The organism is Mesorhizobium opportunistum WSM2075 (genome assembly GCF_000176035.2).
In the GTDB taxonomy this organism is placed as follows: domain Bacteria; phylum Pseudomonadota; class Alphaproteobacteria; order Rhizobiales; family Rhizobiaceae; genus Mesorhizobium; species Mesorhizobium opportunistum.
This window is the reverse complement of the sequence record NC_015675.1, coordinates 2,525,219-2,541,853: the sequence shown is the minus strand read 5'-3', so window position 1 is coordinate 2,541,853 and position 16,635 is coordinate 2,525,219. Positions and strand designations below refer to the sequence as shown.

Annotated in this window: 15 protein-coding genes; 8 read left to right on the top strand and 7 right to left on the bottom strand. The window is 62.7% G+C overall.

The window, feature by feature from the left end:
- Window positions 1-169: 169 nt before the first annotated feature.
- The 3 genes from rpoD to MESOP_RS12195 all read right to left on the bottom strand — a co-directional run bounded on the left by rpoD (window position 170) and on the right by MESOP_RS12195 (window position 5,101).
- A complete protein-coding gene (rpoD, locus tag MESOP_RS12205) occupies window positions 170-2,194 on the bottom strand; it encodes an RNA polymerase sigma factor RpoD (protein WP_013893641.1) in 2,025 nt (674 codons plus the stop codon).
- A gap of 439 nt (window positions 2,195-2,633) precedes the next feature.
- Complete coding sequence (gene dnaG, locus MESOP_RS12200; protein ID WP_013893640.1) at window positions 2,634-4,580, bottom strand: DNA primase; 1,947 nt, start codon at window positions 4,578-4,580, stop codon at window positions 2,634-2,636.
- A 140-nt stretch (window positions 4,581-4,720) separates the two neighbouring features.
- A complete protein-coding gene (locus MESOP_RS12195; RefSeq protein ID WP_013893639.1) occupies window positions 4,721-5,101 on the bottom strand; it encodes an RcnB family protein in 381 nt (126 codons plus the stop codon).
- 404 nt (window positions 5,102-5,505) lie between these two features.
- Between MESOP_RS12195 and MESOP_RS12190 the strand changes: the two genes are divergently transcribed.
- Window positions 5,506-7,170, top strand: a complete 1,665-nt coding sequence (locus tag MESOP_RS12190; RefSeq protein WP_013893638.1) for a Na/Pi cotransporter family protein — start codon at window positions 5,506-5,508, stop codon at window positions 7,168-7,170.
- A gap of 92 nt (window positions 7,171-7,262) precedes the next feature.
- Here the strand turns inward: MESOP_RS12190 and MESOP_RS12185 are convergent, their stop codons facing one another.
- Window positions 7,263-7,571, bottom strand: coding sequence for a hypothetical protein (locus MESOP_RS12185; protein ID WP_140780172.1), 309 nt, complete (start codon window positions 7,569-7,571; stop codon window positions 7,263-7,265).
- 294 nt (window positions 7,572-7,865) lie between these two features.
- On the opposite strand from MESOP_RS12185, the gene MESOP_RS12180 reads away from it, so the two are divergent.
- Window positions 7,866-9,050, top strand: a complete 1,185-nt coding sequence (locus tag MESOP_RS12180; protein WP_013893637.1) for an MFS transporter — start codon at window positions 7,866-7,868, stop codon at window positions 9,048-9,050.
- A gap of 81 nt (window positions 9,051-9,131) precedes the next feature.
- On the opposite strand, the gene MESOP_RS12175 is transcribed toward MESOP_RS12180, so the two are convergent.
- Entirely contained in the window at window positions 9,132-9,689 is a 558-nt protein-coding gene (locus MESOP_RS12175; protein WP_013893636.1) for a GNAT family N-acetyltransferase, read from the bottom strand.
- Window positions 9,690-9,723: 34 nt separating this feature from the next.
- Window positions 9,724-10,428: a DNA helicase gene (locus tag MESOP_RS12170; RefSeq protein ID WP_013893635.1), complete on the bottom strand. Its 705-nt coding sequence runs from the start codon at window positions 10,426-10,428 to the stop codon at window positions 9,724-9,726.
- Between the two features lie 367 nt (window positions 10,429-10,795).
- Here MESOP_RS12170 and MESOP_RS12165 point away from each other — a divergent pair, with 367 nt between their 5' ends.
- On the top strand, window positions 10,796-11,788 hold the full coding sequence (locus MESOP_RS12165) for a hypothetical protein (RefSeq protein ID WP_013893634.1): 993 nt from the start codon (window positions 10,796-10,798) through the stop codon (window positions 11,786-11,788).
- Between the two features lie 46 nt (window positions 11,789-11,834).
- On the opposite strand, the gene MESOP_RS12160 is transcribed toward MESOP_RS12165, so the two are convergent.
- Window positions 11,835-12,626 carry an alpha/beta fold hydrolase gene (locus tag MESOP_RS12160; protein WP_013893633.1) on the bottom strand — a complete coding sequence of 264 codons (792 nt, stop codon included), beginning with the start codon at window positions 12,624-12,626 and terminating at the stop codon, window positions 11,835-11,837.
- A gap of 100 nt (window positions 12,627-12,726) precedes the next feature.
- Between MESOP_RS12160 and MESOP_RS12155 the strand changes: the two genes are divergently transcribed.
- The 5 genes from MESOP_RS12155 (at window position 12,727) to MESOP_RS12135 (ending at window position 16,533) form a co-directional block, all read left to right on the top strand.
- A complete protein-coding gene (locus MESOP_RS12155) occupies window positions 12,727-13,701 on the top strand; it encodes a LysR family transcriptional regulator (protein ID WP_013893632.1) in 975 nt (324 codons plus the stop codon).
- A gap of 47 nt (window positions 13,702-13,748) precedes the next feature.
- Window positions 13,749-14,120: a hypothetical protein gene (locus MESOP_RS12150; RefSeq protein ID WP_013893631.1), complete on the top strand. Its 372-nt coding sequence runs from the start codon at window positions 13,749-13,751 to the stop codon at window positions 14,118-14,120.
- 192 nt (window positions 14,121-14,312) lie between these two features.
- The gene (locus MESOP_RS12145) at window positions 14,313-14,858 is read left to right on the top strand and encodes a DUF6496 domain-containing protein (protein ID WP_013893630.1); all 546 of its coding nucleotides are present in this window, start codon (window positions 14,313-14,315) and stop codon (window positions 14,856-14,858) included.
- Window positions 14,859-15,102: 244 nt separating this feature from the next.
- Entirely contained in the window at window positions 15,103-15,459 is a 357-nt protein-coding gene (locus tag MESOP_RS12140; protein WP_013893629.1) for an SPW repeat protein, read from the top strand.
- Between the two features lie 132 nt (window positions 15,460-15,591).
- A complete protein-coding gene (locus MESOP_RS12135; protein ID WP_245265075.1) occupies window positions 15,592-16,533 on the top strand; it encodes an NADP-dependent oxidoreductase in 942 nt (313 codons plus the stop codon).
- Window positions 16,534-16,635 lie beyond the last annotated feature (102 nt).

Genomic DNA, 16,635 nt, shown 5'->3' with positions numbered 1-16,635 from the left:
CAAAAACCCGCCCGATCACGGCAATCTCCTTCACGGCCATGGCGGAAATCCCAGGCTGACATCCGAGACCGATCCACCGCCGGAGGGCTTCATGCGCAACCGCCTGAAACGAAAAAGGGCGCCAGTCGGCGCCCTCAATTCTTCGCGGAGATAAATCCCGACTCCCAGCTCAGCTGTCGAGGAAGCTGCGCAGCTTGCGCGACCGGCTCGGATGCTTGAGCTTGCGCAGTGCCTTGGCTTCGATCTGGCGGATACGCTCGCGGGTCACCGAGAACTGCTGGCCGACTTCTTCCAGCGTATGGTCGGTGTTCATGCCGATGCCGAAGCGCATTCTGAGCACACGCTCCTCGCGCGGCGTCAGCGAGGCGAGCACCCGCGTGGTGGTCTCGCGCAGGTTGGCCTGGATCGCCGCGTCGATCGGCAGGATCGCCATCTTGTCCTCGATGAAATCGCCCAGATGCGAATCCTCCTCGTCACCGACCGGCGTTTCGAGCGAGATCGGCTCCTTGGCGATCTTCAGCACCTTGCGCACTTTTTCGAGCGGCATGGCGAGCTTTTCGGCCAGTTCCTCCGGCGTCGGCTCGCGGCCGATCTCGTGCAGCATCTGGCGCGAGGTGCGCACGATCTTGTTGATCGTCTCGATCATGTGCACCGGGATGCGGATGGTGCGCGCCTGGTCGGCGATCGAACGGGTGATCGCCTGCCGGATCCACCATGTCGCGTAGGTCGAGAACTTGTAACCGCGGCGGTATTCGAATTTGTCGACCGCCTTCATCAGGCCGATATTGCCTTCCTGGATAAGGTCGAGGAACTGCAGGCCGCGATTGGTGTATTTCTTGGCGATGGAGATGACGAGACGCAGATTGGCCTCGACCATTTCCTTCTTGGCGATCGCGGCCTCGCGCTCACCCTTCTGCACCTGGTTGACGATCTTGCGGAATTCCAGGATCGAGATCGCCGTTTCGGTGGCCAGATGCTGGATCTCGGCGCGCAGCTCCTTGATCGCATCCTTCTCGTTCTTGGTGAATTCCTTCCAGCCGCGCGAGGTCAGATTGCCGATCGCGCGCGTCCAGTTCGGGTCGAGCTCGGACCCCTGATATTCCTTCAGGAACTCCTCGCGCCGCACGCCGTAGCTTTCGGCGAGCCGCAAAAGCTTGCCTTCGTTCTGCACCAGCCGCTTGTTGATGTCGTAGAGCTGCTCGACCAGCGCCTCGATGCGCGCGGTGTTGAGCGACAGCGACTTCACCGCCTTGATCAGCTGGTCCTTCAGCTCCTTCAGCCGGCGGTCCTGGCTGGGCGATAGCGTGCCGGCCGCGGCCAGACGGTTCTCGACCTGCTGGTCCTGCAGCTTGCGCAGCTTCTTGTAGGTGTCGGCGATGACGTCGAGCGTCTCCATCACCTGCGGGCGCAATTCGGCTTCCATCGCCGCCAGCGACAGGCTCGCCTCGTCCTCGTCTTCCTCGTCGTCATCCGTCAGGCCGCGCGTATCGGCGCCGACATTGGTGATGTCTTCTTCCTCGTCGCGGCCGCGGCGCGGCTTTTCCTCGGCCTTGGGGGCCTCCTCGATGCGTTCGACCACCGGCGCCTGCTTGGCTTCGGGCCCAGCATAGGTGGCTTCCAGGTCGATGATCTCGCGCAGCAGGATCTTGGATTCGTTGAGCTCGTCACGCCAGATGATGATGGCCTGGAAGGTCAGCGGGCTTTCGCACAGGCCGGCGATCATCGTCTCGCGGCCGGCCTCGATGCGCTTTGCGATGGCGATTTCGCCTTCGCGCGACAGAAGCTCGACCGAGCCCATCTCGCGCAGGTACATGCGCACCGGATCGTCGGTGCGGTCGGTCGGCTCTTTCTTGGTCGTGGTGGCGGCGACCGCCGTGCCGGTCTGCTCGGCCAGCTCGTTGGCGTCTTCCTCGGCATCGGCCGCGGTATCGCCGGCCTCGGCTTCTTCGCCCTGCTCGTCATCCTCGACGACGTTGATGCCCATGTCGGACAGCATCGCCATCGTGTCCTCGATCTGCTCGGAGGTCACTTCCTCGGAAGGCAGCACCGAATTCAGCTCGTCCATGGTGACATAGCCGCGCTTCTTGGCGGCCTTGATCATCTTCTTGACAGCATCATCGGAAAGGTCGAGCAGAGGGCCATCGGTGGCGCCTTCGCGTTCGGTCTCGACCTCTTCCTTTTCCTTAGTCGCCATAGTTTTTATCTTCTCCTAGCGGCCGGACATCGGGGCCGCGTAAGCTGTCGGACCAGTCAAATCGGATACGCTCGTTTTTCTAAACGTGCTTCACCGGGCCACGAACCGCATCAACTCTATTGTTTGGTGCATGCCGTTGTCCCAAAACCGGTTTCCTCTCTTGGGCGACCACTCTTGGGCGACATGCATTAAGTCCAGATTAACCCTGATATCTGTGGCAGGCGGCCTGCCTGTCCAGTGACCAGTACCCCACATCGCTGCATTCCCGTCGATGCGGGTGCGGGTTAACGTTTCGAATCGTCCTGATTCCGCCATTCTGTCCGAAGGTCAAGCGCCTGTCGCATGATTCGCATGAAAAAAGCGAATCAATTACCCGACTTAGCGCGCCCCGCCCCCTAAGGAGGCATGGCCGCGCTCTCATTCCTGCACTCAGCTGCACTTAGGCTCGCCCGGCCCTGCCCGACGAGACGCCGAATCCTTCGATCAGCGCTTCCGTCGCTTGTACATCCCTGAATTGCGCCTGAATTTCGATCAGATGGCGGAAGTTTTCGTCCGAGGGATCCGCTTCGAGCGCCGCCTCCGCCTGTTTCAACTCCTTATGTAAGGTGCGCGCGCTGCGCTGCAAGTGCAACGCCTGGTTCAGAGCGTCGCGGGCATCATCGAGTGCGGCTGTCTCCAGCGCCGGCCATTGCCGCGCCCGCCGGATCAGGCCGACGGCACGCTCCCATATCTCGGCGCAGCCGGCACGCTCGATCGTCGCCACCACGGCATGGCGGTCATTGGCCATGTCGTGCGCCATGGCGTCGAGGATGGCACCATGCAGCCGCTGCAGATCGGCATTGGCAAGGTCGAGGAACTCGACATGGGCGAAATTCTCGTCGATCAGCGGCGGATGGTTGACCAGCGCGACGATGATCGTCGCCTCGCGCACCGACATCCCCTCGCCGCGCTTGACCAGCGCCGACTGGCCGAGGCTTTCGGTGATTGCCATGCGGCCGCTGCCAGCCTTGGCGAACTGCCCGCCGGGTGCGGCCGCCTTGCCCTGCCCGGGTTTCCAGTCCTGACGGCTTTGTCGGGCACCGCGCTGGGAGCCGAAGAAACTCAGCACCCGCTCGCGCATCTCTTGGCTGTAGTGATAGCGCAGGCTTTCGTCGCGGATGCGGCTGGTCAGTTCGCGCAGCGTCTTCTCGAGTTCGGCCCGCCGCTCCGGCGTGTCGAAGACGCCGCCCGCCGTCTCGCGCATCCACAACAGGTCGACCAGCGGCCGCGCGTCGGCCAGTATCGCGCGGAATGCATCCGGCCCTTCGGCCTTGACCAGGTCGTCGGGATCCTTGCCCTCCGGCAGCAGAGCGAAGCGCGCCGAGCGACCGGCCTGCACCGATGGCAGCGCGAGATCGGCGGCCCGCCATGCGGCCTTCAGCCCGGCCTTGTCGCCGTCGAAGCACAGCATCGGTTCCGGCGCCATGCGCCACAGAAGTTCGAGCTGGTTTTCGGTGAGCGCGGTGCCGAGCGGCGCCACGACATTCTCGAAGCCGGCCTGCGCCAGCGCGATCACGTCCATATAGCCTTCGACGGCGATGACCGTGCCGCCTTTGGCGAGCGCCCCCTTTGCCATCGCTTGGCGGGCGCGGGCGAAATTGTAGAGCACATTGCCCTTGTGGAAGAGCTCGGTGTCTGGCGAGTTCATGTATTTGGCCACCGCGTCGGCGGCGAGCGCGCGGCCGCCGAAGGCGATGATCTTGCCGCGCGAATCCGGGATCGGGAACATGATGCGGTCGCGGAACCAGTCATAGGAGACCGGGATATCGTCGCCGTGGCGGACCAGCCCGCAGGCCTCGATGTCCGCCTTCGGCACGCCTTTTGCGGCGAGATGCTCCTTCAGCGCATTGCGGCTGTCAGGGGCGAAGCCGAGCCGGAACGAATGTTGCGTCGCCGGCGTCAGCCCACGGTCGCGCAGATAGGCGCGGGCTTTTGCGCCTTCCGGTCCCTGCAGCCGCTCCTGGAAGAAAGCTGTCGCCATCTCCATGACGTCGGTCAGGCTGGCGCGTTCCTTCTCACGCTGTTCTTCCCGTTCGTCGCGGACCGGCATCGGCACGCCGGCCATGTCGGCGATCTTCTCGACCGCTTCGGGAAAGCTCAGTCCCTCGAGTTCGGTGAGGAACTTGAAATGGTCGCCCGAGACCGAGCAGCCGAAACAGTGGTAGCGCCCCTTCTTGTCCTCGCAGTGGAAGGATGGGCTCTTCTCGCCATGGAACGGGCAGCAGGCCCAATAGTCGCCGCGCGACGTATTGGTTTTCTTGCGGTCCCACGCGACGCGCTGGCCGATGACCTGTGAAATCGGCACGCGGTCGCGGATCTCGTCGAGAAAGGCGGGCGGAAAGCGCATTTAGGGAACTCGTTTCGCCACCATATAATCATGCCGGCGAAATCCGACGACCCCCAATACGGGCCATACCCGGTTTCCACAGGGCAAAAAGAAAGGCGGCCGTTGCGGGCCGCCTTCCTTCAAGTCCAGCGCTGGGTGCTTTAGTGTGCGGCGAGCGCGCCGAAGATGACGCCGGAGAGGATGCCGACCAGCACATAGTCGTTGCCGGCGCGGATCCATTCCTGGCCGGGACCCGGGCGGCGCAGGCCGTAGCGGCCGTAGTCGCGAACCGGCTGGTGCTGCCTCCAGCCGGAATATCGCTGGCCATTGCGCCAGTTGTTCCGCTTCACGATGACTTTCTTCTGAAAGACGCGCTTCTGGATGACGCGCTTCTTGACATCCCGGTGAGTCGGCTTCTGCCAGTCGACCTTGGTGTAATTCGACTGCGGCGCGACCGGTGCGTTGATCGGCGCGGCTTGGCCGGTGAGCGAGGTGGCGGCCAACATCGAGAAAGCAAGCGCGGAAAGGACAATGCGTTTCATGGGAAGTCTCCTTGGGTTGTCGATGTCCCGAGGAGTAGCGGTCAATGGATGAACTGAAACTGAACACCAGCATTACAATTATGTAATGAATTCGCTAGTTTAGAACGATGAGTTGAACAGCCCCGCAAAGACAGGCACCGAAAGCGCGGCGGAGCTGGCCGAACTGCCGTCCCGCCCGTGGGCCCGGAAATGCAACCAATTTCACCTCCGTCCATTTTCCGACACGGCCCGTCGCGCCCCCGTAGGCCCTTGAAATCGACAAAATTTTATTATCCGGCTAAAATATTCCAGCTATTATCCCTGCTATCATCAGTGACTGCCATGACCATGATTCGTACCCCAGCTTTCCGCCCTGCCCATCGTGCTGTCCGCATCGCGGCCCGTTCCTGCGTGCAGGTGCCACGATGAGCGGTTCCGTCGTCCTTCTGCATCTGGCCGGCGCCGTGGCGCTGATGCTGTTTGCCACCCGCATGGTCAAGACCGGCGTCGAACGCGCCTATGGCGATGTGCTGCGCCACAAATTGCGCGCCACCATGCGCAATCCGATCATGGCGGTGCTGGCCGGCACTGGCCTTGCGATCGCCTTGCAAAGCTCGACCGCGGTCACCCTGCTGGTCGGTTCCTTTGCTGGTTCCGGCATCGTCTCGGGTGCCGCGGGCCAATTGGCGGTGCGCGGCGCCGAGATCGGCTCTGCGCTCGTGGTCAAGCTCTTGACCTTCGATCTGACGCTGCTGGTGCCACTCTGCCTGATCACCGGCACGGTGATGTTCATGGCCACCGAGCGGCGCGACTGGCGCCAGACCGGCCGCATCCTGGTCGGCATCGGCCTTCTGATCCTGTCGCTGGAAATGATCGGCCAGGCGTCGGAGCCGTTGCGCAACAGCCAGCTCATGCCGGTCATCATCAACTACTTCTCCAGCGATTCCATCACCGCCTATCTGCTGGCGGCGCTGATCACCTGGCTGTTCCAGTCCAGCATCGCGGCGGTCCTGCTGATGGCGACGCTTGCCGGGCGTGGCCTGATCAGCCCCGAACTCGGCGTCGTCCTCATCCTTGGCGTCAATCTCGGTTCCTCGATCATCGCGCCGATGCTGACCCGTTCGGCCGGGCCCGCCGTGCGCGTCGTGCCGATCGGCAATCTCCTGATGCGCGGGCTGGGCTCCCTGGTCATGCTGGTCCTGTTCATGATCTTCAGGCCGCATGTCGGCTTCCTCGGCGCGACGGCGTCGGACCAGATCGTCAACGCCCACATCCTGTTCAACGTGATCATCCTGCTGGCCGGCCTGCCGCTGGCCGGTTTCGTCTATCGCGCTTCCGAGAAGATCGTGGCGCTCGGCACCAAAGCCGCGCCCGCCGCCTCGCTCGACGTCGTCGAGCTTTCCGCGCTCAACGAAAGCGCGCTCGATGTGCCAAGCCAGGCGCTGGCCAACGCCACGCGCGAGGTGGTGCGGGTGTGCGAGACGGTCGAGATCATGCTCAAACGCATCATCGAGCTCTACGAGAGCGCCGACGCCGACAAGATCAAGGCGCTGGCCGCGCTCGACGACCGCGTCGACCGTAAGCACGCGGCCATAAAGCTCTATCTTGCCAAGGTCACCAAGAATCCGCTGACCGAGGACGAGGCGCTGCGCTGCCAGGAACTGATCGGCGCCTGCGTCAAGCTGGAGCAGGTCGGCGACATCATCGTGCGCAACATGCTGGTGCATGTGAAGAAGAAATTCGACCGCGGCCTGGAATTCACCGACGAAGGCTGGAGCGAATTGTGCGCCTTCCACGGCTCGGTGCTGGCCAATGCCCGGCTTGCCTTCAACGTGCTGGTGTCGCGCGATCCCGAAACCGCCCGTCAGCTGGTGCTGGAAAAGGACCAGTTGCGTGACCGCGAGAAGGAAACGAGCGCCAGCCATTTCCTGCGGCTGCGCGAGGGTACCGCCAAGAGCGTCGAAACCAGCTCGATCCACCTCGACACCATCCGCGACCTGAAGCAGATCAACTCGCTGCTGGCGTCGATGGCCTATCCCGTCCTGGAAGAGCGCGGCCTGCTGACAGGATCGAGGTTGAAGGCGGGGTGATTGTGTTCGCGGTAAACGCTAGCGCATCCTCAAAACCATTCGCCGCTGACGCATCAATATTCAGCAACCGATGATCGCTAGCGGGTCCTGGTTTAATCGGAGGTGGATGACGGTTTCGGATCGCCAGCCAGACGAAGACCGACTTCGATGGCAAAGCGCACACCCGCCAACTGAAGCAGCAGTGTCATCGCAGCCGATATCTGGCTTATAGAGGCGCTGAACGCCGTCCATTTATGGGTATCCATTACGGGCTCTTGCGCAGCGTAGACCAATAAAAATGCACCGATCAAACTGGCTAAAAATCTCAAAACCAATACTACAACGGCCATCTTCCAAACAAAATTAGCAACGCGCTCGATATCAACGCGTCGCAAATTCCAAATATTTTTTATCTTTAACACATCCCCCTCCTTATAGAATGAATTTCAGCAACGACGAACATCGACAGATAAACATATACCAGCACTATTGCGAGACCTAGAGGGTGCACCAGCAATTATTCGTGCCAAGCAAGTGCGGAATGATTCCACGCCATTGTGGTGGCGCTGACCAGAATTACGGCGCCTTCACGCCGGCATTGCGAGCACGTGTCGCGCGGGAACTCGATGAAGAAAACCTAAACCCACGCCCACAATTTCTGGATTGCCCGCAAGGCCCATCCGTGGTTTGAGGCCGTTCCAGCCAAGGCTTGTCCCATGTCGCTTCCACTCATCGCCCTGTTCATCGCCGCTTTCGCCTTCGGCACCACCGAATTCGTCATTGCCGGCGTGCTGCCGCAGGTGGCGCAGGGGCTCGGCGTTTCGGTTCCCACATCGGGTTATCTCGTCTCGGGCTACGCCTGCGGCATCGCCATTGGCGGACCGCTGCTGGCGCTCGCCACCAAATCGATCTCGCGCAAGACCTTGCTGCTCGGCCTCGCCATCGTCTTCACCATCGGCCAGGCGGCCTGCGCGCTGGCGCCGGACTTCACCTCGATGCTCTTGTTGCGCATTGCCGTCGCGGTCGCGCATGGCGCCTATTTCGGCGTCGCCATGGTGGTGGCGGTCGGCCTTGTGCGCGAGGACCAGCGTGGCATGGCGGTCGCCGTCATCCTGTCCGGACTGACCGTCTCCAACGTCATCGGCGTGCCGGCGGGCACCGCGATCGGCAACATCTGGGGCTGGCGCGCGACCTTCTGGGTGATGTGCGCGCTGGGCGTCGCGGCAACTTTTGCCATGGCCGCCCTTCTGCCGCGCACCACGGGATATCAAGCGAAGCATGCCGGCCTTGCCCGCGAGGTCCGCGTGCTGGCGCGCCAGCAGGTCTGGACCTCGCTGATCCTGATGCTGATGCTGATGATCGGCCAGTTCGGCCTGTTCACCTACATCACCCCGACCCTGCTTGAGATCACCGGGCTGGACGAGGATCTGGTGCCCTGGGTGCTGCTGCTCAACGGCGTCGGCGCCACGCTCGGCGTCTTCCTAGGCGGCAAGCTCTCCGACTGGAAACTGATGCCCTCGCTGATCACCATGCTTGCCTTGCAGGCGGTGACGCTGGCGGTGATCTATGCCGTCAGCCCCTATCCCCTGCCGATGATCGTTGCGATCGTCATCTGGGGCGGCCTCAACTTCGCCATCGGCACGCCGATCCAGACCCGCATCCTGGCCTGGACCGCGGACGCGTCGAACCTTGCCTCCTCGCTGATCCCGTCCGGCTTCAATGTCGGCATCGCGCTGGCGGCGTCGCTGGGTGCCGCCATGCTGAACAGCGGCTTCGGCTATCGCAGCCTGCCGCTGCTTGGCACTTTCGCGATGCTGGTCGCCGTGCTCGTGGCACTCGCCTCGTATCTTTGGGAAGCGCGCAGCAATGCCACGCCGCCGCTGACGGCCGCCGCCGAGTAGCGCCTCAACCACCCCCACCCCATCCGTGCCCTGTCCGACCACGCGCCGTGTGCTGACGAGCACGGGTGAGGATGGCGCCGGCTACAGCTTGATCCGGAACCGCAAACTCTCCGCCCCGCCATAGGCGGCATCCTCGAAGAAGCGCTCGACCAGCCTGCCGCCATTGGCCAGGATCACCTTGTGCGACGCCGGGTTGCCCGGCTTGGCGGTGATCTCGACGTGAGCCAGGCCAACCGCCCTCGCCTCGTCCAGCATCAGCCGCAGCGCCTCGGTCGCGTAGCCGCGCCGCCGCTTCCACGGCACCACCGCATAGCCGATATGGCCAAGCACATGCGGCGGCAGGTCCGCCGTGCCTTTCTGCCAGCGCAAGCCGATCGAGCCCGAGGCCTCGCCGTCCCAGATCCAGCGGCGGAAACCCGGCAGGCGTGGCACTTTCGTCCCGTCGGGCAAGGTGACCGGGCCACCTTTCGCCTCAGGATCGTCGAGGCTGGCCAGGAACGCCACCGGATCCTCTTCTATCGCCGCAAGTTGCTCGCGCGTCGCCTGCAAGAGCCGCACATTGTCCGGCGACCAGCCGCGCTCGAGCGCCGCCTTGTAGGACGGCAGATGTTCAAGCGCGGGTTTGACGATCTCGACCATGATCCATGCTCTCTAACCGTGGCCGGGAGAACGCTCAAGCCGCCTGGAAGCGGATCTCGCCCTTGTTGAGGAAACACGCCTTGCTGAACAGCGACAGGTCCAGCGGGTTCGGCAACCGGACATCGCCGATATCGGGAAACGGCTTCGCCGATGGATCGTATGAGCGGTCGATCTGCGAGATGAAGACCAGGATCACGCCGCTGTCGCGTGCGAAGGCCTTCAGCATGCGAACCTGGTCCATCAGCTCGGGATTCTCCCGCTTCTGGTCGAGCAGCTGCAGATAGTCAATGACCGCCAGCGTGCCGCGCGGCGCCGATCCCAGCACTTTGACGATATAGCCGGCGCTGATGGCATCGGAATTGTCGAACTCGAATAGTCCGCCGAACTGCTGCGGCTCGATGCCGATGGCGCGAAACCGGTCGAGCACATCGCTTTGTGTATATTCCAGAGTGAAGAACACGCTGCGATGGCCTGACTTCATGGCTTCGGCCGCGAGTTCGAGGCTCATCAGGGTCTTGCCGTGGCCCGGCCGCGCGCCAACCAGGACCAGGTCGCCGGGCGCCAGCCGCGCAAACAGCCTGGCGGCGGGCGAGATTTCGGCCGCTTTTGCCGCGAGCAGGCTCCAGCCGGCAAAACCTTCGCGAGCGGCAATACGGTCAAGTGCCTGGTGGAGCGGGATTTTTGCCTCGCGCGACAACAGCCTGGCTTGACGCTTCAGATGGTAGATGGGCGCGATCATCGCAAAACCTCCTGGTGCGAGCAGTTTTCGCAACCCCTCCTCATGCCTTGTGCTCGAACAGTCGGTTCGGTGATCGGAGTGCCCCGCATGAATGATGCTTTCCCGGCGGAGGGAGGAGGCGCGGGCCGTGCCAGAATCAGATGATAGCGCAATCCCAAGCGATCGAAAATCGCGCACATCCCTGGATCCGCAGTCGAGCGGCGCAAGCCTTGAGCCAGCATCCCGGCCTACGGACGTTTTGCGCGCCGCCTTCGTGCCTATTTGACGGAGCGCTAAACAAGATGTGTTTCGCCGATTGGCGCGAGGCATTTTATGATCGGCTGCTTGCGGCGAGGATTCGCAAGGCTTCGACAGGAGAATTGAACCGGTGCGGTTGAGATCTGTCCCTTTGGGTATCGTCGCCGGCTTGTTGCTTGTCGTCATCGCTTTGACGGCCGTCCGGTCGTTCGCCGCACCATCCGATATTCCGGCCTGGCTGCAGGCTCATGTCGGCGACGGCGATGGCCAGATCTCGCAAGTGGTCCTGGAGCGGGCGCGCGCGCTTTACCGCAAGAAGGTCGCGCAGGGCGCCGTCAGGAACCCCTGCTACTTTGCCATGGACGCCACGCGTCCCGGCGATCTGGGCAACGGCGTGCTGGGGCGCCGGTATTATGTCGTGTGCGAAGCCAGCCAGTCGTTTCACGCCATCTCGTCGGGACATGGTGGCGGCCGCAACCTGAAAGGCACGGTAGATTTTTCAAATGGCAGGCGCTGCGCGAAGAACTTCGGCAATGCCATGGATTCGGAACTGACCGCCGGCGGAGCCTACATGACCCGCGAGGCGAAAACCTCGTTCAAGGGCTACTACCGCACCGGCGCGAAGCAGGACGTGGCCTTCCAGCGCACCTTCATCCAGTTCGATGGCGAAGGCGAAGCCGCCAACGCCAGGCAGCGCGTGATCGGCGGCCATGCCGCGCAAGTGTTGCGCGGCATGTGCATGCGCAAAAGCCCGAACAGCTCCTATGCCGACCACGATGGCCTGGTGCCGTTCGGCAAACTGGTGGACTATGCCGGCGGCCGCAGCAATGGCTGCACCAGCTGGTCGCCTTCGGATGCGCGGCAGATCATCTCGATGGTCAAGGACAACCCGACGACGCTATACATCTATCCGGAATCGCGCGACATCGCCGCCGTCGCGCAAGCATCGGCCAAAAGCCATTCGCTGTCCGGCACAGATCTCTACTGGAACGCCTCCTGCCTGAAAGAAATCGGCGCGCCGAAATTCTGGCCGCGCAAAACCCTCGAGCCGATCATCGTGCAATACAAGAAAGACCATCCGGCGGCACCGTCGCAACCAGTGCCGATCTGCAAGGAGCCGTGAGGACCACTACGTCGCCAGACAGCAGACCACGGGAGTAGACTCTCGGTCAGCGCAGGAAATCGAGCACGGTTTTTATGAACTCCGCCGGATACTCCACATTCGACAGGTGAACCGCGGGCAGGACAACCAGCTTCGCGCCGGGTACCGCCGCGGCGATCAGTTCGCCGTGGCTGGCCGCCGTCACTGTGTCGTGCTCGCCGGCGATCACCAGCGTCGGCCGGTTGATCAGCGCCACGCTGCGGCGAAGGTCGGCATCGCGAACGGCGGCGAACAGACCCGCCAGGCCTTGCCGGTCGATCGTCAGCAGCATGGTGCGGAATTCCGCGATGATGGGCTCGTTGGCCGCCACCATCTTGGCGGGGAACCAGTTGTTGAGGAACATTTCGGCGGTTTCCGACATGTCGGGCGCCTGCTGTACCGAGACAATCCGCTCGTCGAAATAGCTTGCCGGCCCGAGATGCGACGAGGTGTTGCTCAGGATCAGCCGGTCGATGCGCTCGGGCGCGTGGACGCCGAGCCATTGCCCGACGAAGCCACCCAGCGACAGGCCGAGGAAATGCACGCGTCCAAGGCCGAGCGCATCGAGCAGCTCGATCACGTCGCGGCCGAGCCGGTCGAGCGAATAGGCCCCGATCGGAACACTCGACCCGCCATGGCCGCGAAAATCGTAACGCAGAACACGGAAATGCCGGGACAGCTCGCCGACCTGCCCGTCCCACATATGCAGCGTCGTGCCGATTGAGTTCGACAGCATCAGCACCGGCTTTCCGGCGTCGCCGTCGAAGCGGTAGGCGATGCGCGTGCCATCGCCGACAGTCACGAAGTTCAGCTCACTCATGATGAAATTCCTTCTGGAACGTTGAATGAGGCTAAGCGTAGCTGCGGCCGGCTTTTGGTGATATTACAAAGATAGGACAATCTCTGTAGTCAAAGCTGACATGGCCGAATTCACCTTGCACGACTTGCAATGTTTCGATGCCGTGATCCGCACCGGCGGCTTTCAGCCGGCGGCCGCCCTGCTGCACCGCTCGCATCCGGCGGTGTTCGCCGCCGTCGCCAAGCTCGAACGGCAGCTTGATCTCGTTCTCCTGGACCGCAGCGGCTATCGCGTGCGCCCGACCGAGGCAGGGCTGTCGTTCCACCGCCGCGCGCAAGCGCTGCTGCGCGAACTGGAAGGTCTGCGTGTCCACGCCGCCCAGCTCTCGATGGGCGAGGAAAGCGAGATCCATGTCGTGATCGGCGACCTCTGCCCGCGCCCGCAGGTGCTTGGCATGCTCGGACGGTTCTTCGCCCAGTGCCCCGGCACGCGCCTGCACCTGCACTTCGAAGCCGTCGGCGGTCCGTGGGAGCGGCTTTTCGATGACGAAGCCGATCTGATCCTGCACTGGGTCGATAAGGGCGATGCACGGGTGGAATGGGTCGATTTGTGCAAGGTGCCCTTCATTCCCGTGGTGGCGCCTGGCTTTCTGCCGCAGCGCATCCAGGAGCCGATCACTCCCGATCAGATGCAGGCACTCACCCAATGCGTGATGCGCGACAGCGCCCGCCATTCGCCACAACAAAACTATTCGCTGATCGAAGGCGCGCCGCAATGCCTCGTCGCCGACCAGGGCATGAAGAAAGAGATCATCCTGCAAGGCCTCGGCTGGGGCCACCTGCCCCGCTTCCTGATCGAGGACGAGTTGCATGACGGGCGCCTGTGCTCCATTGCCGGCCGGCATATGCCGGGCCGCACCGATGAGCTGGTGGTGGCGCGCCGCCGCGACCGGCCGCACGGCCCGGTCGCGAACCGGCTCTGGGACCATATCCAGCAGGAAGCGCCGGCATTGCGCCGCGCTTTGGAGCCTCGGAGACCCGCCGGAGAGATGCCGACCAACCAGTCACGAAAGGTGCAAGTGGAAACCGGTCGTTAATGGCGGCCGTGCAGTATCAAAGCCCAGGCTGAACTGGATTATCGGCCATGATGAAAAATATCATTCTGACGGCATCACTGTTTGCGAATGCCTCAGTACTTTACGTCCTCTTCAATCCCGCGGGCTCTCCAGCTCCCAAGATGACCTGCGATCAATCAAGAAGCGAAACATTGTCCAAAGAGGCCACATCGACCTTCGCCCACGACCATGGTGGAGCGTTCTTCAAAGTGCACGGCTATCTCAAATCAAGCGATTTCGAGCTTCGCAACATCTTGAACGAAGGTAATTCGACCACATTCATTTATACAGCGAGCCTATATCCCAGCACATGTGGATCGCTGTTGCCGGGCGTAGATGGGACCATCGTACGCGTCAAAACCGACCTCGCCAACGAGCCAAATGTCGTGGCGGTATATTGATCGAAGGACCACCGAGTTGGTTCTGCGCGGTGTCGGCGATCGCCTCGCACCGCGCCTGACCGCTCTTCGTTGACTTCGACAACCCAAGGACTATCGGCATAGGCCGCGATTGGGATCATTTGCATCCTCGCCGCGTTGACCACCTGAGACGAGCGCACCATAGCGCGAACGGCAACGCCACAGTTGGGAGAGATGACCAAGAAAATCATGGAGAAGGCCCGAGAGGACAAGCGCGAGGGCAAGTCGCCGAGCACGCAAGCCGGCGAGTTTGTGCGGGACGAAATCGAAAAGGTCCGCCAGGGGAAGCATGGCGCACGCTCGACGCAGCAGGCTATCGCCATCGGACTTTCCGAGGCGAGACGGGCAGGCGTGGACCTGCCCCCGCCCGAAAAGGGCAAGGTGAAGGAGAGCACGCGCAAGAGCGCCGAATATGCGTATGAGGCTGGCCAGGGCGAACGCAAGCCGAAACGCCGGCCGCGAGTCTCGAAAGCGGTCTCCAAGGTGCTTGAGCGCGAGCCGAAGAACACGGCATCGCACGAGGCGCTGTCGCAGCAGGCCAAGCGCGCGGCCTCGCGCCGGACGGCCGAGGAACGCTCGGCTGCCGCGGAGAAGGCGGCCGACACGAAAGGTGCATCCGGTCGTTCCGCCGCCGCACGCAAGGCAGTGCGCACCAAGGGCACCCGCGGCAGGAAGCAGGCGGCGCGGAAGTCGGCCAGAACGCGTACACACCACGCGTAGGTCAAGATGGCATTTGTGCCTCGCGGACGGATCCAGCGGGCCGAAACGCGCCTGGCTGCGCTCCAGATTTGTCGATTGGAACCGACGGACTGCAATCCAGTTAGTAAGCCAGCCCAGTTAGTGAGCCGGCCCAGTTAGTAGGCCGGCAAGTCTGGTTGCAGCCTTGCCGCGATTTGACCGGCGGTCTCAAGGCCGACCAGCTGAGCTTCGGAAGCGTGGAAAGCACGCTTGATGGAGAAAAATCATGAACCAGTGGTCAAACGCCAAGCTTTGTGACGTTGCAAATCTGATCCTAAGAGCAATTCTGTTCGTGTCTCCCTGGCTATTCGCCTTCGCGTCGGGAACGCAGTCCCAGAATGCCATGGGCAGCGGAATCGTGATCGTCGTACTTTCGATCGCCGCCCTCGCCGCCTTTGCTGTCTGGGAGGAGTGGCTGAACCTCGTTGTGGGCCTTTGGGTACTCGTGTCTCCCTGGGTGCTTGGATTCCAGGCAACCACGGCTATGAGCGTGCATGTTGTAATCGGCGTTCTGGTCGCGGTCCTGGCTGCGATCGAGCTCTGGATGATGCATCAGAACCCTCCGACGCAGTCCGCGGCCTAGCAGGACCGCCCTGCTTATCGGCGATGACACCTGCTCATCGCCGATGACGTTGGAAACGCCGGCTGGCGGATGATGGGTAAATGAGCGCGGAGCGCCCGCAACCGGCCGCTAACGGCAACCCGCAGCCGAGCCATGCGTGACAGAGAAGGTGTCGATATGAAAGCAGTTCGTATCCATACTTTTGGCGGGCCGGAGGTTCTTTCCATCGAACAAGTCCCCTTGCCTCAGCCGCTTGACGACGAGGTTTTGCTCAGGGTCCGCGCAGCGAGCGTCAATCCGGTCGACTACAAGATCCGCGAAGGTTCGAGGAACCAGGCTCTGCCAATCACGCTCGGGCGCGATGTGTCCGGCGCGGTGGAAATATGCGGCACGCGGGCGCACACGCTGAAGAAGGGCGACGAGCTATTTGCCATGCTTGGTCAGGACCGAGGCGGCAATGCCGAATACGTCGTGGTCAAGGCGACGGAGGCGGCCGCCAAACCGGATCGTCTAAGCCACGTCGAAGCCGCGGCGGTGCCGCTTGCGGGCATCACCGCGTGGCAGGGCCTGTTCGACCATGGAGGCCTCAAATCCGGCCAAAGGGTACTCATCCATGGCGGCGCCGGCGGCGTCGGTCATATGGCGATCCAGCTGGCCAAGGCCGCGGGTGCGTTCGTCGCGACAACCGTTTCGGCCGAGGATGTCGTCTTCGTCCGTGAGCTTGGCGCCGATCAGACGGTCGACTACAGGAACCAGCGTTTCGAAGAGGTCGTCGATGAGGTCGACCTTGTGTTCGACCTCATCGCGGGCGACACGCAGGACCGCTCCTGGGAGGTGCTCAAGCCAGGCGGGACACTTGTTTCCACGCTTTCCCAACCTTCGCAGGAAAAGGCAAACTTGCATCGGGCGCGTGGCGTCTCCTATGTGGCCGAGCCGAATGCGGCGCAGCTCGCGGAGATTGGCCGCCTTATCGACGCCGGCAAGGTCACCCCCTTCGTGCAGGCTGTCTATCCTCTTGGAGAGGTCGCCACGGCCGAGGAGCGGCTGGAGAACGAGCATGTCCGCGGCAAGATCGTGCTCGAGGTGTCCGCGTAGCAGCCTGGCCGGGCCGCCGAGGCAATTTTATCGACGGACAACGAAACGATTGTCCCCAAGCATCGTTTCGGGACCGGACATGAATTTGACGAGGAGGCGACG